At 46.5% G+C, this 22,489-nt stretch carries 16 protein-coding genes; all 16 read left to right on the top strand.

Annotation, left to right across the window (positions count from 1 at the left end):
* Window position 1: 1 nt before the first annotated feature.
* Window positions 2–1,672, top strand: coding sequence for an F-box/WD repeat-containing protein (locus KBW69_RS11675; RefSeq protein WP_257280976.1), 1,671 nt, complete (start codon window positions 2–4; stop codon window positions 1,670–1,672).
* A 112-nt stretch (window positions 1,673–1,784) separates the two neighbouring features.
* Window positions 1,785–2,150, top strand: a complete 366-nt coding sequence (locus tag KBW69_RS11670) for a hypothetical protein (RefSeq protein ID WP_257280975.1) — start codon at window positions 1,785–1,787, stop codon at window positions 2,148–2,150.
* 355 nt (window positions 2,151–2,505) lie between these two features.
* Complete coding sequence (locus tag KBW69_RS11665) at window positions 2,506–2,979, top strand: F-box protein (RefSeq protein ID WP_257280973.1); 474 nt, start codon at window positions 2,506–2,508, stop codon at window positions 2,977–2,979.
* Window positions 2,979–4,160 (top strand): hypothetical protein, encoded by a 1,182-nt coding sequence (locus KBW69_RS11660; protein WP_257280972.1) that lies wholly within the window; start codon window positions 2,979–2,981, stop codon window positions 4,158–4,160. Before KBW69_RS11665 ends, KBW69_RS11660 begins: the two co-directional genes overlap by 1 nt.
* Before the next feature lie 266 nt (window positions 4,161–4,426).
* On the top strand, window positions 4,427–6,085 hold the full coding sequence (locus KBW69_RS11655; RefSeq protein ID WP_257280971.1) for a WD40 repeat domain-containing protein: 1,659 nt from the start codon (window positions 4,427–4,429) through the stop codon (window positions 6,083–6,085).
* Window positions 6,086–6,205: 120 nt separating this feature from the next.
* Window positions 6,206–7,864: an F-box/WD repeat-containing protein gene (locus KBW69_RS11650; protein ID WP_257280970.1), complete on the top strand. Its 1,659-nt coding sequence runs from the start codon at window positions 6,206–6,208 to the stop codon at window positions 7,862–7,864.
* A gap of 135 nt (window positions 7,865–7,999) precedes the next feature.
* Window positions 8,000–9,658, top strand: coding sequence for an F-box/WD repeat-containing protein (locus tag KBW69_RS11645; protein ID WP_257280968.1), 1,659 nt, complete (start codon window positions 8,000–8,002; stop codon window positions 9,656–9,658).
* A gap of 139 nt (window positions 9,659–9,797) precedes the next feature.
* Complete coding sequence (locus tag KBW69_RS11640; RefSeq protein ID WP_257280966.1) at window positions 9,798–11,459, top strand: F-box/WD repeat-containing protein; 1,662 nt, start codon at window positions 9,798–9,800, stop codon at window positions 11,457–11,459.
* A 136-nt stretch (window positions 11,460–11,595) separates the two neighbouring features.
* Window positions 11,596–13,251 (top strand): F-box/WD40 repeat-containing protein, encoded by a 1,656-nt coding sequence (locus KBW69_RS11635; RefSeq protein ID WP_257280965.1) that lies wholly within the window; start codon window positions 11,596–11,598, stop codon window positions 13,249–13,251.
* Window positions 13,252–13,462: 211 nt separating this feature from the next.
* Complete coding sequence (locus KBW69_RS11630; protein WP_257280964.1) at window positions 13,463–13,762, top strand: hypothetical protein; 300 nt, start codon at window positions 13,463–13,465, stop codon at window positions 13,760–13,762.
* A gap of 122 nt (window positions 13,763–13,884) precedes the next feature.
* Window positions 13,885–14,055, top strand: coding sequence for a hypothetical protein (locus KBW69_RS11625; protein WP_257276247.1), 171 nt, complete (start codon window positions 13,885–13,887; stop codon window positions 14,053–14,055).
* A complete protein-coding gene (locus KBW69_RS11620; RefSeq protein ID WP_257276246.1) occupies window positions 14,052–14,504 on the top strand; it encodes a WD40 repeat domain-containing protein in 453 nt (150 codons plus the stop codon). The genes KBW69_RS11625 and KBW69_RS11620 overlap by 4 nt, the downstream gene beginning before the upstream one ends.
* 151 nt (window positions 14,505–14,655) lie before the next feature.
* On the top strand, window positions 14,656–16,308 hold the full coding sequence (locus KBW69_RS11615; protein ID WP_257280963.1) for an F-box/WD40 repeat-containing protein: 1,653 nt from the start codon (window positions 14,656–14,658) through the stop codon (window positions 16,306–16,308).
* Between the two features lie 285 nt (window positions 16,309–16,593).
* Window positions 16,594–18,252 carry an F-box/WD40 repeat-containing protein gene (locus KBW69_RS11610; RefSeq protein ID WP_257280962.1) on the top strand — a complete coding sequence of 553 codons (1,659 nt, stop codon included), beginning with the start codon at window positions 16,594–16,596 and terminating at the stop codon, window positions 18,250–18,252.
* A 136-nt stretch (window positions 18,253–18,388) separates the two neighbouring features.
* On the top strand, window positions 18,389–20,284 hold the full coding sequence (locus KBW69_RS11605) for an F-box/WD40 repeat-containing protein (protein ID WP_257280960.1): 1,896 nt from the start codon (window positions 18,389–18,391) through the stop codon (window positions 20,282–20,284).
* 289 nt (window positions 20,285–20,573) lie between these two features.
* On the top strand, window positions 20,574–22,463 hold the full coding sequence (locus KBW69_RS11600; protein WP_257280958.1) for an F-box protein: 1,890 nt from the start codon (window positions 20,574–20,576) through the stop codon (window positions 22,461–22,463).
* The last annotated feature ends 26 nt before the right edge of the window (window positions 22,464–22,489 follow it).

The following is a 22,489-nucleotide window of genomic DNA, read 5'->3' as shown; positions in this document are numbered from 1 at the left end:
CATGAATGTTATGGACAACCATCCCAGCGTTGACGGGCTACTCCCGTCAACACCTGAGTCGCTTCAAATAGAGCAAGCGCCAACGGGTATCAATGCAGGTAGAGAAGTGAGTGTCTATAACAACAATCAATGTTTATTACTCGATTTGCCCGTTGAACTAGAATCTGTGCTTATTCGCTATTTGGGTTTTCGAGAGATTACCCGTTTAGCCAAGGTGTGCAGATATCTTCGCGATTTTATTAAAGAAGATAAAGCTCTGGAAAGAGCCTGGATTCGCCGGTTTCCTTCTCCACAGAAATATCAATTAAGGACCACCATTAAGACAAAAGATGAGCAACAAATCCGTGATTGGTTACAGCCGTTTGCTAACACGGACACCATTGAGTCACTCATAAAGCAACGAGAAACCACTCATTTTCCTGCTCAGCTGCTTTTCACCTACAGTAAACTGATGTCTGAATGTGAAACATTCAAATTAGTGCCAAAAGCAAAAATTACCCATTCATGCCAAATCTATGATGCCGACTTCAGTGCTGATAACCTCCATGTGGTGACTACCAGCTTTGATAAAAGAGCGATCATCACAGGCCAGAAGACCGATGGATCATGGGAAACAAAAGCTACCATTGACCATAAAACTTGTTTCTTATCAGCCACCTTCACTACCGATGGCCGTCAAATGGCGACCGTCTGTTCCGATCCCATGGTGAAAATCTGTGGTCAGGACGACGATGGATCATGGAAAGTAAAAGCCATTATTTACCATAAATCGCCGGTCATCTCAGCCACCTTCAGTGCAAATGACCAGCAACTATTGACCGCCTGTGTATATGGAACATTGAAAATCTATGAACAGGAGACTGATGGATCATGGGAAGCAAAATACACTATTCACCACAATGCTCTGGTCACGTCGGTCGGCTTCAGCGCCGATGCCAATCATTTGTTTGTCTTAACTGATGATAAGCATGATAAGAATGCAACAATTTATGGTCTGGAACACGATGGCACATGGGGAGTAAAAACCACTATTTACCATAATGATTCTGTCAGCTCAGCCACCTTCAGCGCCGATGGCCGCTCTTTGGTGACCGCAAGTTTGGATGGCACGGCGAAAATCTATGGCCCGCAGGCCGATGGATCATGGGGAGAAATGACCACCATTACCCATAAAAATGCGGTCAAATCAGCCTCTTTCAGTCCCGATGACCGCCTTGTGGTGACTGCCAGTCTGGACAAAACTGTGAAAATCCACGAACGGCAAACCAATGGATTATGGGAAACAAAATACACCTTTTGCCAAAATGCTTGGGTCTTGTCAGCCACCTTCAGCGCCGATGGCCACCATATAGTCACCACCGATTGCCTTGACACGATAAAAATCTACAGCCTGCAGGCGGATGGATCATGGGAAGAAACAGCCAGCATTACCCATGAGCGTTATGTCCTCTCAGCCAACTTCAGTCCCGATAGCTGCCTCGTGGTGACCGCCGGTGATGACAAAGCGGCGAAAATTTATGGCCTTGGGCCCGATGGGTCGTGGATAAAAAAAGCCATCATTTCTCACGGGCCGGTGATCACCTCAGCCAAATTCAGCCCCGATGGGCGAAATGTCGTGGCCGTCTGTGCAGATTACACGGCGAGAATCACTGAACTGTGGAGGGGCGATTGATGATCGAATGAGCCTGGTTTTGCCAAGAACCCATTAAAAAAACAGTGTTTGGTGTCTTTGTGTCAGTCTCTGCTATGCTGGTTACTCCATAAATACAACGTGAGTAGTCCCAATGTTATTAGAAGCAAGAGTAGAGCGATTGGAATCACATTTTGATTCTCTGGATAGCGCAGTGCGTAGCCTCATCAAAATCACCGGTGATACACACCAGGAAATATTGGCAACACGGCAGGAAATGCGTACACGATTCACTCAGCAGGATCAAAAAATGCGTACACAATTCGCTGAGCAGGATCAAAAAATGCGTACACAATTCGCTGAGCAGGATCAAAAAATTGCAGGCGTTAAAGCCGATGTCTCTGCCCTGGCGGAAGCCATGCTTGCAGGTTTCAAGCGTTCTGACGAACAACATGCAGAAACCCGGGAACAAGTAAGACAACTAGAGCTACTCATCCGTCAACGTCTCCCCAGCAACTAAAACACCACCCAACAAAAAAATGAGTGGATTGTGAACCTCACCCGTTTTAGTGGACACACAAATCCAACTGAAACGGTGGCCATGTGCCTGCTTATAAAACCGGGAAAAAACTCTCCAGTACACCAACGAATTTAAAGGATATATATCGAAAGTCCGATGATATTTTTTACAGTGGTCTCTATTAAAAAGCTTCTTTCTATCATCTTCACGGTTCAGAACTCTTCTTTTCCCTGTTTCCACTGACCTCAATGTTTTGAACTTCCATTGTAAAAACGACTCTAACAGATCGAATCAATTTTGAATGTCCTTTCAAGCGAGGATAAATAATGACTTTGGAGATAGAAAGGCATCTGGCATGGAGTCTGTGAAAAACAATTCCAGCAGTGATGGATTACTTTCATCAACACCTGAGCAACTTCAAATGGAGGAGGCACCAACAGGTGTCATTGCAGGTAGAGAGGTGAGTGTATACAACAATCCATGTTTATTACTCGATTTTCCCGTTGAATTAGAATCTACGCTTATTCGCTATTTGGGTTTTCGAGAGGTTGTCTGTTTAGCCAAGGTATGCAGATATCTTCGCGACTTTATTAAAGAAGATAAAGCTCTGGAAAGAGCATGGATTCGTCGGTTTCCTTCACCACACAAATATCAATTAAGGACCACCATTAAGACAAAAGATGAGCAACAAATCCGTGATTGGTTACAGCCGTTTGCTAACACGGACACCATTGAGTCACTCATAAAACAACGAGCAACCACTCATTTTCCTGCTCAGCTCCTTTTCACCAACAGTAAACTGATGTCTGAATGTGAAACATCAAGTTAGTGCCAAAAGCAGAAATTACCCATTCAGGTCGAATTGATAATACCGCCTTCAGCGCTGATAGCCTCCATGTAGCGACCACCAGCTCTGATAAAACAGCGAAAATCACTGGCCAGAAGACCGATGGATCATGGGTAGAAATAGCCACTATTCGCCATAAAAGTCTTGTCTCAGCAATTACCTTCAATACCGATGGCCGTCAAATGCTGACCGCCTGTTCCGATATCACGGCGACAATCTGTGGTCAGGAGGACGATGGATCATGGAAAGTAAAAGCCATCATTGACAAAGAACTTCCGATCCAATTAGCCACCTTCAGTGCTAATGACCGCCACCTATTGACCAAACCTTATGATGGGACATTGAAAATCTACGGTCAGGAGACCGATGGGTCATGGGAAGCAAAATACACTATTAACCATCATGCTCCAATCATATCGGCCAGTGTCAGCGCCGATGGTAGTCATTTGGTGATCACAAGTTATGATAAGACTGCGACCATCTATCATCAGGAACACCATGGCTCATGGGAAGTGAAAACCACCATTACCCATAATTGTTTTGTCATATCAGCCGCCTTCAGTGCCGATGGCCGTCATCTATTAACCGCCAGTCACGATAAAACAGCGAAAATCTATGGCCTACACGATGGATTATGGGGAGAAATGATCACCATTACCCATAAACATTGGGTCAGATCAGCCTCGTTCAGTCCCGATGACCGCCTTGTGGTGACCGCCAGTGATGACAGAACGGTGAAAATCCACGAACGGCAAACCAATGGATCATGGGAAACAAAATACACCTTTTGCCAAAATGCTCCGGTCTTGTCGGCCAGCTTCAGCGCCGATGGCCACCATATAGTCACCACCAGTGACGGTAACGCGATAAAAATCTATAGCCTGCAAAGTGATGGATCATGGAAAGAAACAGCCAACATTACCCATAAGGGCAAAGTCCTCTCAGCCGACTTCAGTCCCGATAGCTGCCACGTGGTGACCGCCGGTGAAGATGAAACGGCGAAAATTTATGGCCTCAGGTCCAATGGGTCATGGATAAAAAAAGCCATCATTTCTCACGGGCTTGTGATCACCTCGGCCAAATTCAGCCCCGATGGCCGAAATGTCTTGACCGTTTGTACAGATTACACGGTGAGAATCACTGAACTGTGGAGGGGTTATTGATGATCGAATGAGCGTATTTTTGCTAAAAACCCGTTGAAAAACAGCGTTATATCGAAAGCCCGATGGCAATGTTTGCAGTGAGCTTTCAGTGAAAAAGTTTCCTTCTATCATTATTTTCCCGGATCAGGGTGTTGCTGTTGCTTAGTTCCATTGATCTCAATTTTCTGAACTTTCAGTCCAAAACCGGTTCTAAACGTTGAATTAATGCTAAATGTCCTTTCAAACCGAGGATAAATAGTGACTTTGAAGCTTTGAAGAAATCAGGCATGAACCCTTTGAAAAACAATGACAGCATTGTCGACTCACACTTGCCAACATCTGAGCGGCCTCGACCGGAGGAAGCACTGACGGGGGTCAGTGTTGGCAGGGAGGTTACTGTCAATGAGAACAATAAATCTTTATTACTCGATTTGCCCTATGTACCAAAATCTATGATTATTCGCTGCTTGGGTTTTCGAGAGATTACCCGGCTGGCAGAGGTATGCATATATCTTCGTGATCTTGTTAAAAGCGATAAAGCGCTGGAAAGAGCGTGGTATCGCCAGTTTCCATCACCATACCAATATCAACTAAAGACCATCGTTACGGCAAAAGATAAACAACAACTCCGCTATTGGTTGAGGCCATTTGCAAATAAGGACACTGTCGAGTCACTCATAAAAGATCAAAATTGTGCTTATTTTCCTGCTCTGCTGCTCTTCAACCACAGAAAACTGATGTTTCAATGTCAAAAATTCAAGCTAGTGGAAAAAGCCGAAATTATCCATAGTCAAACTATCAGTGTTGCCACCTTCAGTGCCGGTAGCCGTGATCTGGCCACCGTCAGTCACGATAAAAAAGTGAGAATCTATGGTCAGGAGGAAGATGGATCATGGCAATCAAAAGCCACGATCACCCATAATGATTGGATCAGATCAGCCACCTTCAGCGCCGATGGCCGCCATCTGGTCACCGCCAGCCACGATAAAACAGCGAGCATCTACGGTCAGAAGGACGATGGATCATGGGAATCAGTAACCACCATTACCCATAATAACTGGGTCATTTCAGCCACCTTCAGCGCCGATGGCCGTCATCTGGTCACCGCCAGTCACGATAAAAGAGTGAGAATCTATGGTCAGGAGGACGATGGATCGTGGGAAGTAAAAGCCACCATTTCCCATGACAGATTCGTCACTGCCGCCACTTTCAGTCCCGATGGTCGCCATGTGGTGACCATCAGTGGGGATAGCATAGTGAAAATTCGTAGTCAGGAGGATGATGGATCATGGCGAGAAGAGCACACTATTCATGCAGGTTTTATCGTTTCGGCCAGGCTCAGCCCCGATAACCGACATCTGGCGCTATGTGGTGCAGATTACGCAGTAAAAATCTATGGGCAGGAGGCTGCTGGACCATGGGTAGAAAAAGACACCATCAAACACCAGCGCACACTTACCTCAATTCACTTCAGCGCCGATAGCCGCCATCTGGTCACCGCCAGTAAGGATCACACGGCGAAAATCTCTGACCTGCAAGACGATGGATCATGGAAAGAAATGACCACTATTCGGCATGATAATCGAGTTTACTCAGCCAACTTCAGCGCCGATTGCCGCCATGTGGTGAGCGCCAGTGAAGATAACACAGTGAAAATCTACAGCCAGAAGGGCACTGCATTATGGGAAGAAAAAGCCTGCATTTGCCACAAGGGGGCGGTCACCTCAGCCAACTTCAGCACCGATAGCCAAAATCTGGTGACTGCCAGTCAAGATAACACTGCGAAAATCTATGGTTTGCAGGCCAATGAGTCATGGCTGGAAAAAGCCACCATTCAACACAAGAAAGCAGTCACCTCAGCCAACTTCAGCACCGATAGCCAAAATGTAATGACCGTCAGTGAAGATAAAACGGTGAGAATCACCGAACTATGGAGGAGTGATTAAAAAACAGTGTTATTTTTATGAACTTTTACTCTAAAACCGGTTCTAACCGTTTGAATCAATTTTAAATGTCCTTTCAAACCGTGGATAAATAATGACTTTGGAGCCTTGAGAGAAGCAGGTATGGGCCCTTTGAAAAACAATTCCAGCATTGACAGCTTACCCTTGCCAACACCGGAGCAGCCTCGATTGGAGGAAGCACCAACGGGTGTCAGTGCAGGCAGAGACGTTACTGTATATAACAACAATCCATGTTTATTAATCGATTTGCCCGTTGAACTGGAATCTACGCTTATTCGCTATTTGGGTTTTCGAGAGATTACCCGTTTAGCCAAGGTATGCAGATATCTTCGCGATTTTATTAAAGAAGATAAAGCTCTGGAAAGAGCATGGATTCGCCGGTTTCCTTCACCACAGAAATATCAATTAAAGACCAGCATTAAGACAAAAGATGAGCAACAAATCCGTGATTGGTTGCAGCCGTTTGCGAGTACAGGCACCATTGAGTCACTCATAAAACAAAGAGCAACCACTCATTTTCCTCCTCAGCTCCTTTTCACCTGCAGTAAACTGATGTCTGAATGTGAAACATTCAAGTTAGTGCCAAAAGCAAAAATTACCCATTCAGGTGCAATCTTTAGAACCCACTTCAGCGCTGATAGCCTCCATGTGATGACCGCCAGCTTTGATGAAACAGCGATAATCACAGGCCAGAAGACCGATGGATCATGGGAAACAAAAGCCACCATTTGGCATGCAGGTAGTGTCGCATCAGCCATCTTCAGTACCGATGGCCGTCAAATGATGACCGCCGGTATCGACAATGTAGCAGAAATCTATGGTCATGAGGACGATGGATCATGGAAAGTAAAAGCTACTATTTACCATGAATGGATCAACAGCTCAGCCTCCTTCAGCGCTGATGGCCACCAACTATTGAGCGCTATTTTCAGGACATTGAAAATCTATGGTCGGGAGACCGATGGATCATGGGAGGCAAAATATACTGTTTACCATCATTCTCGGATCCTATCGGCCAACTTTAGTGCCGATGGCAGTCATCTGGTGGTCGCGCGTCTTGATAGAACTGTGACAATCTATGGTCAGGAGCGCGATGGCTCATGGAAAGTGAAAACCACTATTATCCATAATGATTTTGTCGTATCAGCCACCTTCAGCGACGATGGCCGCCATCTATTAACCGCCAGTCACGATAAAACAGCGAAAATCTATGCCCTGCACGATGGATTATGGGAAGAAATGACCATCATTACCCATAAACATCGGGTCAGATCAGCCTTGTTCAGTCCTGATGACCGCCTTGTGGTGACCACCAGTGAGGACAAAACAGTGAAAATCCACAAACGGCAGACCAATGGATCATGGGAAACAAATTACACCTTTTGCCATAATGCTCCGGTCAGGTCGGCCAGGTTCAGCGCGGATGGCCACCATATATTGACCACCAGTGACGATAACACGGCAAAAATCTACAGCCTGCAAGTGGATCGATCATGGGAAGAGGCGGGCAGCATTACTCATAATGGCAGAGTACTCTCAGCCAACTTCAGTCCCGATAGCTGCCTCGTGGTGGCCGCCGGTGAAGACAAAACGGCGAAAATTTATGGCCTTAGGCCCGATGGGTCGTGGATAAAAAAAGCCATCATTTATCACGGGCCGGTGATCAGATCGGCCAAATTCAGCCCCGATGGGCGAAATGTCTTGGCCGTCTGTGCAGATCACACGGCGAGAATCACTGAACTGTGGAGGGGCGATAGATGACTTCTTTTCTCTGGTTCCATGAACTCAATGTTTTGAACTTCTATTGTAAAAACCACTCTAACAGACCTGACTTACTTTTAATGTCCTTTCCAAGCGAGGATAAATAATGACTTTAGAGACAGGGAGGCATCTGGCATGCAACCTGTGAAAAGCAATTGCGGCAGTGACGGTTTACTCCTGCCAACACCTGAGCCACCTCAAATGGAGGAAGCATCAACGGGTGTCATTGCAGGTAGATACGTGAGTGTCTACAACAACAATCAATGTTTATTACTCGATTTGCCCGTCGAAGTAGAATCTGTGCTTATTCGCTATTTGGGTTTTCGAGAGATTACCCGTTTAGCCAAGGTATGCAGATATCTTCGCGATTTTATTAAAGAAGATAAAGCTCTGGAAAGAGCATGGATTCGCCGGTTTCCTTCACCACAGAAATATCAATTAAAGACCAGCATTAAGACAAAAGATGAGCAACAAATCCGTGATTGGCTGAAGCCGTTTGCGAGTACAGGCACCATTGAGTCACTCATTAAACAAAGAGCAACCACTCATTTTCCTGCTCAGCTCCTTTTCACCTGCAGTAAACTGATGTCTGAATGTGAAACATTCAAGTTAGTGCCAAAAGCAAAAATTACCCATTTAGACCGAATCGGCATAGCCGACTTCACCGCCGATAGCCTCCATGTGGTGACCGCCGGCTTCGATGAAACAGCAAAAATCACTGGCCAGAAGACCGATGGATCATGGGAATTAAAAGCCACCATTCGCCATGACAGTCTTCTCTTTTCAGCCGTCTTCAATATCGATGGCCGTCAATTGGTGACCTCCGGTACCGATTTCATGGTGCAAATCTGTGGTCAGGAGGACGATGGATCATGGAAAGTAAAAGCCATTATTCACCAAAAAATGGAGGGCACCTTAGCCACCTTCAGTGCTGATGGCAACCAACTATTGACCGCCAATGATAGGACATTGAAAATCTATGGTCGGGAGACCGATGGATCATGGGAAGCAAAATACACTATTAACCATCATTGTCTGATCATGTCGTTCAGAATTAACTCCGATAGCAGTCATTTGTTTATCAAAAATCCCGATAAGACTTTGACAATCTATGGTCAGGAACACGATGGCACATGGGAAGTAAAAACCACTATTACCCATAACCATTTTGTTGACTCAGCCACCTTCAGCGCCGATAGCCGCTCTTTGGTCACCGCCAGTAGAGATATGACCGCGAAAATCTATGGCCTGCAGGCCGATGGATCATGGGGAGAAATGACCGTCATTACCCACGATGATGCTGTCAGATCAGCCTCCTTCAGTCCCGATGACCGCCTTGTGGTGACCGTCAGTCTGGACAAAACGGTGAAAATCCACGAACGGCAAACCAATGGATCATGGGAAACAAAATACACCTTTTACCAAAATGCTCCGGCCAGGTCGGCCAGGTTCAGCGCCGATGGCCGCCACATAGTGACCACCAGTGACGATAACACGGCAAAAATCTACAGCCTGCAAGCGGATCGATCATGGGAAGAGGCAGGCAGCATTACCCATAAGGGCAGAGTACTCTCAGCCAACTTCGGTCCCGATAGCTGCCTCGTGGTGACCGCCGGTGAAGACAAAACGGCGAAAATTTATGGCCTTAGGCCCGATGGGTCGTGGATAAAAAAAGCCATCATTTATCACGGGCCGGTGATCAGATATGCCAAATTCAGCCCCGATGGGCGAAATGTCGTGGCCGTCTGTAAAGATTACACGGCGAGAATCACTGAACTGTGGAGGGGCGATTGATGACTTCTTTTCTCTTGTTTCACTGAGCTTGATGTATTGAACTTCCATTTTAAAAACGAGTCTAAAAGGCCGAATCAATTTTGAATGTCCTTTCTTAGCGAGGATAAATAATAACTTTGGAGATAGGGAGGCATCTGGCATGGAGCCTGTGAAAAGCAATTGCGGCAGTGATGGTATACTCCTTCCAACACCTGAGCCACCTCAAATGGAGGAAGCATCAACGGGTGTCATTGCAGGTAGATACGTGAGTGTCTACAACAACAATCAATGTTTATTACTCGATTTGCCCGTCGAAGTAGAATCTATGCTTATTCGCTATTTGGGTTTTCGAGAGATTACCCGTTTAGCCAAGGTATGCAGATATCTTCGCGATTTTATTAAAGAAGATAAAGCTCTGGAAAGAGCATGGATTCGCCGGTTTCCTTCACCACAGAAATATCAATTAAAGACCAGCATTAAGACAAAAGATGAGCAACAAATCCGTGATTGGTTGAAGCCGTTTGCGAGTACAGGCACCATTGAGTCACTCATAAAACAAAGAGCAACCACTCATTTTCCCGCTCAGCTGCTTTTCACCTACAGTAAACTGATGTCTGACTGTGAAACATTCAAGTTAGTGCCAAAAGCAGAAATTACCCATTCAGGTGCAATCTTTAGAACCCACTTCAGCGCTGATAGCCTCCATGTGGTGACCACCAGTTTTGATGGAACAGCGATAATTACAGGCCAGAAAACCGATGGGTCATGGGTAACAAAAGCCAACATTGGCCACGTCAGTATTGTCTTATCTGCCACCTTCACTACCGATGGCCGTCAAATGGTGACCGCCTGTTGCGACAACACGTTGAAAATCTGTGGTCAGGAGGACGATGGATCATGGAGAGTAAAAGCCAACATTTATCAGGAGCTTCCGATCCAATTAGCCATCTTTAGTACTAATGACCGTCACCTGTTGACCAGCTCTGGGTATGGGGTATTGAAAATCTATGGTCAGGAGACCGATGGATCATGGCAAGCAAAATACACTACTCACCATAATTCTGCTGTCTATTCGGCCAGCTTTAGCGCCGATGGCAATCATTTGATGATCTTAAGTTATGGTAAGACTTCGACAATCTATGGTCAGGAAGACGATGACACATGGGAAGTAAAAACCACCATTACCCATAGCGATGTTGTCGAATCAGCCACCTTCAGCGCCGATGGCAGCTTTGTGATCACCGCCAGTAGAGATAAGACGGCGAAAATCTACGGCCTGCAGGCCGGATCATGGGGAGAAATAACCACCATTACCCACGATGGTCCTGTCGAATCAGCTTCCTTCAGTCCCAATGACCGCCTTGTAGTGACCGCCAGCGAAGACAGAACGGTGAAAATCCACGAACGGCAAACCAATGGATCATGGGAAAAAAAATACACCTTTTGCCAAAATGCTCCGGTCTTTTCGGCCAGGTTCAGCGCCGATGGTCACCATATAGTGACCACCAGTCAAGGTCACACGGCAAAAATCTACAGCCTGCAAGCGGATGGATCATGGAAAGAAACAGCCAACATTACCCATAAGGGCAAAGTCCTCTCAGCCAGCTTCAGTCCCGATAGCTGCCACGTGGTGACCGCCGGTGGAGACGGAACGGCGAGAATTTATGGCCTCAGAACCAATGGATCATGGATAAAAAAAGCCATCATTTCTCACGGGCTGATGATCTCCTTTGCCAAATTCAGCCCCGATGGCCGAAATGTGTTGACCGAATGTGCAGATCACACGGTGAGAATCACTGAACTGTGGAGGGGCGATAGATGACTTCTTTTCTCTGGTTCCAAAGAACTCAATGTTTTGAACTTCTATTGTAAAAACCACTCTAACAGACCGGACTCACTTTTAATGTCCTTTCCAAGCGAAGATAAATAATGACTTTGGAGATAGGGAGGCATCTGGCATGCAACCTGTGAAAAGCAATTGCGGCAGTGACGGTATACTCCTGCCAACACCTGAGCCAGCTCAAATGGAGGAAGCACCGACGGGTGTCATTGCAGGTAGAGACGTGAGTGTCTGCAACAACAATCCATGTTTATTACTCGATTTGCCCGATGAAACAGAATCCATGATTATTCGCTATTTGGGTTTTCGAGATGTTGCCTGTTTAGCAAAGGTGTGCAGATATCTTCGCGATCTTGTTAAAAAAGATCATGCTTTGGAGAGAGCATGGTATCGCCGGTTTCCTTCACCACACCAATACCAATTAAAGACTATCGTTACGACAAAAGATCAGCAACAACTCCGTGATTGGTTGAAGCCGTTTGTTAATGAAGACACTGTCGAGTCACTTCCAGAACAACAAAAAAGTATTTATTTTCCTGTCCAGCTCCTTTTCACCAACAGCAAACTGATGTCTCAATGCAAAACATTCAAGTTAGTGGAAAAAGTCGAAATCCCACATTTTCACACTGTCAGCACAGCCACCTTCAGCGCCGATAGCCGCCATGTGGTGACTGCCAGTTTGGATATGACGGTGAAAATCTATGGGCAGGAGACTGGAGGAACATGGGAAGAAAAAACCACTTTCAACCACAATGCCTCAGTCAGGTCGGCCAGCTTCAGCGCCGATGGCCGTCATGTGTTGACCGCCAGTTATGGCCATAAAGTGAAAATCTGTGGTCAGGAAGACGATGGATCATGGACAGTAAAAACTATTATTACCCATACTGATTCTGTCAATTCAGCCACCTTCAGTAATGATGGTCGACGTGTGCTGACTGCCAGTCAGGATCAAACGGTGAAAATCTTTGGTCGGGGGGACGATGGATCATGGGAATTAGAAGATACCATCTACCATATCAGTCCGGTCGTTTCGGCCAGGTTTAGCCCCAATGGTCTTCATTTGGCAATCTTCGGTATAGATGACACGGTAACAATCTACGGTCAGGGAGCCGCTGGAGGGTGGGTAGAAAAAGCCACCATTCAGCATGAGAAACTAATCACCTTAGCCAACTTTAGCGCCGATGGCTGCCTTCTGTTATCCGCCAGTTTAGATGGCACGTCGAAAATCTGTGACCTGCAAGCTGATGGATCATGTAAAGAAATAACCACGCTTCATCATCGTGGTGTGGTCACTTCAGCCGACTTCAGCGCTGATTGCCGTCATCTGATGTTCGCCCATCATGATAACACAGTGAGAATCTATAGCGCCGCTGCATCATGGCAAGAAACAGCCTGCATTTCCCACAATTGGAAGGTCACCTCAGCCAGCTTCAGTGGCGATTGCCGTCATGTGGTGACCGCCAGTTTGGATAACACGGCAAAAATCAATGGCCTGCAGGCCGATGGCTCATGGCAAGAAGAAGCCAACATTACCCATGAAGACGAAGTCCTTTCAGCCACCTTCAGTGTCGATGGTTGTCATATGGTAACCGCCAGTAGAGATGGTACTGCGAGAATATGGGGTCTGGAGGCCAATGGGTCATGGCTGGAAAAAGCCACCATTGAACACGAGGGAGGAGTCATCTCAGCCGACTTCAGTCCCGATGGCCGAAATGTGATGACCGTCGGTGTAGATGCTGCGGTGAGAATCACAGAATTATGGAGGGGCGATTGATGATCGAACAGAACTCTTCTTTTTCTTGGTTTCAATGAGCCCAATGATGAGTCATGGAAAGTAAAATACACTGTCAACCATAGTAGCCAGTTCGTCTCAGCCGCCTTTAGCCTCGATGGCCACCCTATGGTGGCGATTAAATATGGTGTTAGGTGTCTCTGTACCATTCTCTGCTATGCTGGTTACTCCATACATAACGTGAGTAGTCCCGATGTCGTTAGAGGTTAGGGTAGAGCAACTTGAGTCACATTTTGACTCACTGGATAGCGCAGTGCGTAGTCTTGTTAAAATCACTGGTGATACACACCAAGAGATACTGGCAACAAGACGGGAAATGCGAGAGTACCAGAAGGAAAATCGGTTGCGCTTTGCACAGCGTGACCGTGAACTCTCAGAAATTAAAGCTACGATTGCTGCGCTTACTGAAGCCACCCATGCAGGCTTTAAACGTAGCGACGAAAAAATAGACCAGCTAGAATTACTCATCCGTCAACGCCTCCCCAACAACTAACACGCCACCTAATAATAAAATCCAGTGGATTGCCTGTCGGCAACCACTGACTTAAAGGGTTAGGTGTCTCTGTGCCGTCACTGTCTGGATTAACGCACAAGAAATAATCATAGGGTGAACGCATGAACCACGATAAAGACAAAGACGATACCTGGAATGCCATCAGCCGCATAGAGGTCAGTGTCAAAAACTCACAGGACGATATCAGGAAGCTGTACCTGCACAGCGTACGGCAGGAAGTAGCTGTTGAGTCAAATCAACCATCTTCAGCGCCGATGGCCGTCATCTGGTGACCGCCAGTGAAGATAAGACAGCAAAAATCCATGACCAGCAGACCAATGGGTCATGGCAACACAAAACCACCATTCAACACGATGGGGCGGTCAGATCAGCCACCTTCTGTGCCGATAGCCGCCATGTGGTGACCGCCAGCCATGACAACACTGCGAAAATCTATGGCCTGCTGGCCGATGGATCATGGGTAGAAAAAGCCACCATTTCTCACAAAGATTTGATCGAGTCAGTCACCTTCAGCGCCGATGGTTGCCTTGTGGTGACCGCCAGTTACGACAGTATGGCAAAAATTTATGGTCTGGGGGCCGATGGATCATGGCTGGAAAAAGCCACCATTCAACACAAGAAAGCAGTCCGGTCAGCCAACTTCAGCGCCGATGGCCAATTCGTGGTGACCACCAGTGAGGATGAAACGGCGAGAATCACTGAACTATGGAGCGGCGATTGAGGGTCGAACAGAACTCTTCTTTTTCATAGTGTCACCGAACTCAATGTTTTGAACTTTCATTAAAAAAACGACTCTAACAGACCGAATCAATTTCGAATGTCCTTTCTGACCGAGGATTAATAGTGACTTTCGCCCACTGCAGGAACCAGGCATGAACCCTCCGAACATCAATTACAACAATGATGGTTCACTCTCACCAACACTCAAGCAGCCTCGATTGAATGAAACCGCATCGGGTGTCAGTGCAGGCAGGGAGGTGAGTGTACAGGACAATATTGAACCTGCATTCTTCCATTTGCCCGAAGAGATACATGCCAGGATTATTCACCTTTTGGATTTTCGAGAGGTTACCCGTTTAGCAAAGGTCTGCAAATATCTTCACGATCTTGTTAAAAATGATAAAGCTCTGGAAAGAGCATGGTTTCGTCGGTTTCCTTCACCACACCAATATCAACTAAAGACCATCATTACTTCAAAAGATGATCAACAACTCCGTGATTGGTTGACACCGTTTGCCAATACGGACACTGTCGAGTCACTCATAAAAAAACGTGATAATGCATATTTTCCTGCTCTGATCCTTTTCACCAAAAGCAAAATGATGTCTCAGTGTGAACTATTTAAACTGGAGACAAAAGCCAAAATCACCCATCGTGAAGAAGTCAATACAGCCACCTTTAGCGCCGATAGCCGCCATGTGGTGACTACCAGTCTGGGTAATACGGTGAAAATCTGTGGTCAGAAAGCCAATGGATCGTGGGAAACAAAAGGCATCATCACCCATGCTGGCTGGCTCAGATCGGCCACCTTTAGTGCCGATAGCCGCCAGCTGGTGACAGCCAGCCGTGATCACACAGCGAAAATCTGTAGTCTGCAGGACGATGGAACATGGGAAGAAAAAGCCACCATTTTTCATACTTGTTTTGTCAACTCAGCCATCTTCAGCGCCGATGACCGCCATGTGGCGACCGCCAGCCATGACTACACAGCGAAAATCTGTAGTCAGGGGGACAATGGATTATGGGAGGTAAAGGCCACTATTCAACACAGTAATGGGGTCAGGTCAGCCATCTTTAGCGCCGATAGCCGTCATGTGGTGACTGCCAGTGATGATAAGACGGCAAAAATCTATAGCCTTATGAGCGATGGTTCATGGGAAGAAAAAGCCACCATTAACCATGAGGGTAGGGTCTTATCAGCCACCTTCAGCGCCGATAGCCGATTCGTGGTAACCGCCAGTGAAGACAGCACGGCGAAAATCTATGACCTGCAGGCTGATGAATCATGGAGAGAAATAGCGACGATTTCCCATGATGATGTGGTCTACTCAGCCAACTTCAGTGCCGATGGCCGTCATCTGGTGACCGCCAGTGAAGATAACACGGCAAAGATCCATGAGGAGACCAATGGGTCATGGGAAGAAAAAGCCACCATTAACCATGAGGGCTGGGTTCTATCAGCCACCTTCAGCGACGATGGCCGCCATGTGGTGACCGTCAGCGTTGACAAAACGGCGAAAATCTACGGCCTGCTGACCGATGGATCATGGGTAGAAAAAGCCACTATTGCTCACAAAGATTTGATCCGATCAGCCACCTTCAGCACCGATGGTTGCCTTGTGGTGACCGCCAGTCGCGACAAAACGGCAAAAATTTATGGTCTGGGGGCCAATGGATCATGGCTGGAAAAAGCCACCATTCGACACAAGAAAGCAGTCCGAGCAGCCACTTTCAGCGCCGATAGCCGATTCGTGATGACCGGCAGTGAGGATAAGACGGCAAGAATCACTGAACTATGGAAGTAAGATTGATGATCAGATGAGCGTATAACCGACTAAAACAACCTGCAATTAAGCGTGTTTTGATGATAGCCGATTTAAAAACAGCCTTATGTTGAGAACCTGACTACAACTTTTGCAGCGAGCTCTCAATGAAAAAGTTCTTTCTGTTATTTCCCCGGATCAGCCCTGTTTTTGCTTAGTTTTACTGACCTTATTGTTATGAACTTTCATTTTTAAACCAGTTCTAAATTTCGAACGTGCTTTCTGACTGAAGGTAAATACTGACTTTGCAGCTCTGAGGGAACAGACATGCAAACTACAAACAGCAATTCCAGAATTGACGGTCCACTCACGGGTACACGTAAGAAACCACGATTGGAGGAAGCTTCAACAGGTGTCAGTGTGGGCATGGACGTTACTATACAGAACAAAATTAAACCTGCATTCTTACATTTGCCCGAAGAAATACATGCCAAAATTATTCGCAATCTGGATTTTCGAGAGGTTACCCGTTTAGCCAGGGTCTGCAAATATCTTCGCGATCTTGTCAAAAACAATAACGCTCGGGAAAGAGCATGGTATCGCCGGTTTCCTTCACCATGCCAATATCAACTAAAGACCATCGCTATGACAAAAAACAGGCAACAACTCCGTGGTTGGTTGAAGCCGTTTGCGAGTAGGGATACTGTCGAGTCACTCCTGGAACAACGAAAATGTAATTATTTTCCAGCCCTGCTCCTTTTCACCAACAGTAAGCTGATGTCTCAATGTGAAACATTCAAGTTAGTGAAAAAAGCCAGAATGTCTCAAAAGCGCCACATCACCAAAGCCACCTTCAGCACCGATAGCTGCCACGTACTGACCCGCAATATGGGTCGAGAAGTGAAAATCTATGGCCAGAAGACCGGTGGATCATGGGAAGAAAAAACCACTATTTCCCATGACAAATACATCTCATCAGCCACCTTCAGTCCCGATAACCGTCATGTATTGACGGCCTGTTATGCTGGCAAAGCGAAAATTTGTGAGCTGGGGGACGATGGATCATGGGAAGTAAAAACCGCCATTTCCCATCGTTATTTGCTCAGGTCGGCTAATTTCAGTGCTGATGGCGACCATGTTGTGACCGCCAGTGACGATGGGGTGAAAATCTATGGCCATGAGACCGGTGGATCATGGGAAGAAAAAGCCACTGTTCACCATGATTGTTCGGTCTACTCGGCCAGCTTAAGCTCCGGCGGTCGTCATCTGTTGGTCATCGATCGAAATGACACTGCGACCATCTACGTTCAGGAGGACGATGGATCATGGACAGTAAAAGACACCTTTACCCATGGGGATACTATCACCTCTGCCACTTTCAGCAACGATGGCCGCCATCTGGTCACCGCCAGTAAAGATGGTACGGTAAAAATCTGCGATCTGCAGGACGATGAATCATGGAAAGAAATAGCCACGATTTCTCATGGTGATCCGGTCAACTCAGCCGAATTCAGCGCCGATAGCCTCCGTGTGGTGACCGCCAGTAGCAGTAACATGGCAAAAATCTATGGACAGAAGGCCCCTGGATCATGGGTAAAAGAAGCCACCATTGCACACAAGGAGATAGTCAACTCAGCCCACTTTAGCGCCGATGGTCGCCATGTGGTGACCGCCAGCAGAGATAACAAGGCGAAAATCTATGGCCAGAAGGCCCCCGGACTATGGGTAAAAAAAGCCACCATTACCCACAAAGGTTGGGTCCGTTCAGCCACCTTCAGTGTCGATGGTTGCCACGTGTTGACCGTCGGTCTCGACAAAACGGTGAAAATTTATGGCCTTGGGCCCGATGGGTCATGGGTAAAAAAAGCCGTTATTCGGCGCGAGCATGACATCGAATTAGCCACCATCAGCGCCGATGGCCGACAGGTGTTGACCGTCGATCAATTTAACGAGCTGAAAATCACTGAACTACGGAGGAAAGATTGATGCAGGGCCCTGTTGCCCGGGAGCCTGACCTGAATTTTGAACTTTCATACTAAATCCGGCTCTAACCTTTCAACGCATTTTAAATGCCCCCTCAAAACAAGGATAAATTCTGACTCGGAGCCATGGAGAAACAGGTATGCACTCTACAAAAAGCATTGGCAGCACTGGCGACATTAACGCTTCACCCTTGCCAACACCTAAGCGACCTCAATTGGAAGAGGCACCGACGGGTGTTAGTGCAGGCAGGGAGGTTGCTGTACATGAAAAAAATAAACCTTCATTCCTCAATTTGCCCTACGTAGCACAGTCCATGGTTATTCGCTGTTTGAGTTTTCGAGAGATTACCGCTTTAGCAAAGGTATGCAAACATCTACACGAGCTTGTAAAAAATGATAAAACGCTGGAAAAAGCATGGTATCGCCGGTTTCCTTCACCACACCAATATCAACTAAAGACCATCTTTACGGCAAAAGATAATCAACAACTCAGTGATTGGTTGAGGTCGTTCGCCAATGCGGACACTGCCAGGTCACTGGTAAAAAAACGAAATAACGTTTTTTTTCCTGCTCTGTCCTTTTTCACCAAAAGTAAACTGATGTCTCAATGTGAAAGATTTAAGTTAGAGACAAAAGTTGAAATTACCCATCCTGAAACCATCTGGAAAACCATTTTAAGCTCCGATGGTCGGCACCTGATGACCGTCAGTTGCGATAATACGGTGAAAATCTGTGACGAGGAGATCGATGGATCATGGAAAGAAAAAGCCACTATCGAACAGGGTGGTCGCGTCTGGTCGGTCAACCTCAGCTTCGATGGCCGTCATTGCTTGATCGCCGGTGGAAGTGACGGTAAGACTACAAGAATCTATGGTCAGGAGGACGATGGATCATGGAAAGAAAAAACCACCATTATCCATGCTAAATTCGTTAAATCAGCCACTTTCAATGCTGATGGCCGCACTGTGATGACCGCCAGTTACGATAACAGTGTGAAAATCTATGGCCTGCAGACCAATGGATCATGGGAAGAAAAAGTCACTATTAACCACAATGCGAAGATCTGCTTGGCCAGCCTAAGCCCCAGTGGCCGTCGTGTGGTGATCGCCGATGTTGCTAACACCATAAATATCTTCGTTCAGAGGGACAATGGATCATGGGAAGTAGAAGCCGCCATTATCCATGAGAGTTCGGTCATTTGGGCCAACTTCAGCTTCGATGGCCGTCATGTGGTGATCACCGGAGGAAATAACTCTGTGAAATTCTGTGGTCAGGAGGACGATGGGTCATGGGCAGTAAAAGGCACTATCACCCATGATAATTATGTCAGATCAGCCACCTTCAGCGGCGATTGCCACCATCTGGTAACCATGAGTGTTGATAATACAGTGAAAATATGTGACCTGCAGGACGATGGATCATGGCAAGAAATGGTCACCATTTCCCATGATGATTTCGTCCAGTCAGCCAAATTCAGTGCCGATGGCCGCCGTTTGGTGACCACCAGTAAAGATTGCACGATGAAAATCTATGGTCTGGAGGACGGTGGATCATGGGTAAGAAAAGCCAGCCTTCAACACGATGGAGCGGTCATCTCAGCCAACTTCAGTGCCGATGGCCGCCATTTCTTGACCGTCAGTCGTGATAAAAAGGCGACTATCTATACCCGGAAGGGCGATGGAGCATGGGTAACAAAGGCCACCATCACCCACCAGGATTCCATCCAATCAGCCACCTTCAGTCCCGATAGTTGCCTTGTGGTGACCGCAAGTGTAGACAAAACGGCGAAAATTTATGGTCTGTGGGACGATGGGTCATGGGTAGAAAAAGCCACCATTCAACACGAGAGTAAACTCATCTCAGCCGTTTTCAGCGCTGATGGCCGATATGTGTTGACCATCAGCGCAGATAACAAAGCGAGAATCACTGAATTAAGAAGGGAAGAAACGATTGATGATCGGATGAGCATAAAACCCGCTACAGGCGGAGAACCATCAGAAGCACTTTTTGCAGAAATGAATGCGCAAAGCGAGTAATCATTCTTTTGTACAATCTGTCCCTGAAACGACCTGTAATTAAGCGTGTTTTTGATGATAACCGATTTAAAAACAACCTTATATTGAGAACCTGATGGCAACTTTTGCAGTGGGCTGTCAATGAAAAAGTTTCTTCCTGTTATTTTTTCGGATCAGGACTTTTTTTCTTTGTTTGACTGACCGCAAATTTATGAACTTTTATTCTGAAATCGGTTCTAAGCTTCAATCCATTTTAAATGCTCTTTCTAACAGGCATAAATACTGACTATTGAGTTTTGAAGGAACAGACATGAACTCTTGTAACAGCAATGGCAGCATTGACACTTCACTCCCGCCAACACCTAAGCGACCTCGATTGGATGATGAGACATCAACGAGTGTCATTGCTGGCAGGGAGGTTACTGTACATAAAAAAAATAAACCTTCATTCCTCCATTTGCCCGACTTAACACAGTCCATGATTATTCGCTGTCTGAGCTTTCGGGAGATTACCGCTTTAGCAAAGGTGTGCAAACATCTGCACGAGCTTGTAAAAAAAGATAAAACGCTGGAAAGAGCATGGTATCGCCGGTTTCCTTCACCACACCAATATCAACTAAAGACCATTTTTACGGCAAAAGATGATCAACAACTCAGTGATTGGTTGAGGTCGTTTGCCAATGCGGACACTGCCAAGTCACTGGTAAAAAAACGAAATAATGCTTTTTTTCCTGCTCTGTCCTTTTTCACCAAAAGTAAACTGATGTCTCAATGTGAAAGATTTAAGTTAGAGACAAAAGTCGAAATTCCCCATCCTGAAATCATCGGGAGCACCATTTTAAGCACCGATAGCCGGCACCTGATGACCCTCAGTTTCGATAATACGGTGAAAATCTGTGGCGAGAGGACCGATGGATCATGGCAAGTAAAAACCACTATTAAACATCATGGTCTCATCGGTTCGACCGACCTCAGCTTCGATGGCCGTCATTTCTTGATCGTCGGTGGAGATAGCAGCAATACAGCAAAAATCTATGGTCAGGAGGACGATGGGTCGTGGAAAGAAAAAACCACCATTATCCATGCTAGTTTGGTTAAATCAGCCACCTTCAATGCTGATGGTCGTACTGTGATGACCGCCAGTTTCGATAACAGTGTGAAAATCTATGGCCTGCTGACCCATGGATCATGGGAAGAAAAAACCACTATTAAGCACAATGGGCAGATCTGGTTCGCCAGGCTCAGCCCCCATGGCCGTCGAGTGTTAGTCGCCGATGTTGATAACACCACAAAAATCTATGGTCAGAGGGACAATGGACCATGGGGAGTAGAAGCCGCCATTACCCACGAGAGTGCGGTCATTTGGGCCAACTTCAGCTTCGATGGCCGTCATGTGGTGATCACCGGAGGAAATAACTCTGTGAAATTCTGTGGTCAGGAGGACGATGGGTCATGGGCAGTGAAAGGCACTATTACCCATGATAATCATGTCAGATCAGCCACCTTCAGCCCCGATTGCCGACATCTGGTAACCATGAGTGCTGATAATACAGTGAAAATATGTGACCTGCAGGACGATGGATCATGGCAAGAAATGGTCACCATTTCCCATGATGATTTCGTCTACTCAGCCAAATTCAGTGCCGATGGCCGCCGTTTGGTGACCGCCAGTCGAGATAACACGGCGAAAATCTATGGCCTGGAGGACGGTGGATCATGGGTAAGAGAAGCCATCATTCAACACGATGGGGCGGTCATCTCAGCCAAGTTCAGCGCCGATGGCCGCCATTTGGTGAGCGCCAGTTATGATAAAACGGCGATTATCTATACCAGGAAGGGCGATGGATCATGGGTAAAAAAGGCCACCATCGCCCATCAGGATCAGCTCATATCAGCTACCTTCAGTCCCGATGGTAGCCTTGTGGTAACCGCCAGCAGAGATCACACGGCAAAAATTTATGGTCTTTGGATTGATGGATCATGGGTAGAAAAAACCACCATTCAACACAAGAGTGAAGTCACCTCAGCCGTCTTCAGTGCCGATGGCCGATATGTGTTGACCATCAGCGAAGATAACAAGGTGAGAATCACTGAACTAAGAAGGGAAGAAACAATTGATGATCGGATGAGCATAAAACCCGCTATAGGCGGAGAACCATCAGAAGCACTTTTTGCAGAAATGAATGCGCAAAGCGAGTAATCATTCTTTTGTACAATCTGCCCCTG

This window comes from Endozoicomonas sp. ISHI1 (assembly GCF_024606225.1).
Classification (GTDB): Bacteria; Pseudomonadota; Gammaproteobacteria; order Pseudomonadales; family Endozoicomonadaceae; genus Endozoicomonas_A.
Note: the sequence above shows the minus strand (reverse complement) of the source record. Positions and strands in the feature narration are given on the sequence as shown.

Excerpts from the sequence above, each read along its gene's own strand:
- KBW69_RS11675 (WP_257280976.1), top strand. The coding sequence starts at position 2 with ATGAATGTTATGGACAACCATCCCAGCGTTGACGGGCTACTCCCGTCA.
- KBW69_RS11670 (WP_257280975.1), top strand. The coding sequence starts at position 1,785 with ATGTTATTAGAAGCAAGAGTAGAGCGATTGGAATCACATTTTGATTCT.
- KBW69_RS11665 (WP_257280973.1), top strand. The coding sequence starts at position 2,506 with ATGGAGTCTGTGAAAAACAATTCCAGCAGTGATGGATTACTTTCATCA.
- KBW69_RS11655 (WP_257280971.1), top strand. The coding sequence starts at position 4,427 with ATGAACCCTTTGAAAAACAATGACAGCATTGTCGACTCACACTTGCCA.
- KBW69_RS11650 (WP_257280970.1), top strand. The coding sequence starts at position 6,206 with ATGGGCCCTTTGAAAAACAATTCCAGCATTGACAGCTTACCCTTGCCA.
- KBW69_RS11645 (WP_257280968.1), top strand. The coding sequence starts at position 8,000 with ATGCAACCTGTGAAAAGCAATTGCGGCAGTGACGGTTTACTCCTGCCA.
- KBW69_RS11640 (WP_257280966.1), top strand. The coding sequence starts at position 9,798 with ATGGAGCCTGTGAAAAGCAATTGCGGCAGTGATGGTATACTCCTTCCA.
- KBW69_RS11635 (WP_257280965.1), top strand. The coding sequence starts at position 11,596 with ATGCAACCTGTGAAAAGCAATTGCGGCAGTGACGGTATACTCCTGCCA.
- KBW69_RS11630 (WP_257280964.1), top strand. The coding sequence starts at position 13,463 with ATGTCGTTAGAGGTTAGGGTAGAGCAACTTGAGTCACATTTTGACTCA.
- KBW69_RS11625 (WP_257276247.1), top strand. The coding sequence starts at position 13,885 with ATGAACCACGATAAAGACAAAGACGATACCTGGAATGCCATCAGCCGC.
- KBW69_RS11615 (WP_257280963.1), top strand. The coding sequence starts at position 14,656 with ATGAACCCTCCGAACATCAATTACAACAATGATGGTTCACTCTCACCA.
- KBW69_RS11610 (WP_257280962.1), top strand. The coding sequence starts at position 16,594 with ATGCAAACTACAAACAGCAATTCCAGAATTGACGGTCCACTCACGGGT.
- KBW69_RS11605 (WP_257280960.1), top strand. The coding sequence starts at position 18,389 with ATGCACTCTACAAAAAGCATTGGCAGCACTGGCGACATTAACGCTTCA.
- KBW69_RS11600 (WP_257280958.1), top strand. The coding sequence starts at position 20,574 with ATGAACTCTTGTAACAGCAATGGCAGCATTGACACTTCACTCCCGCCA.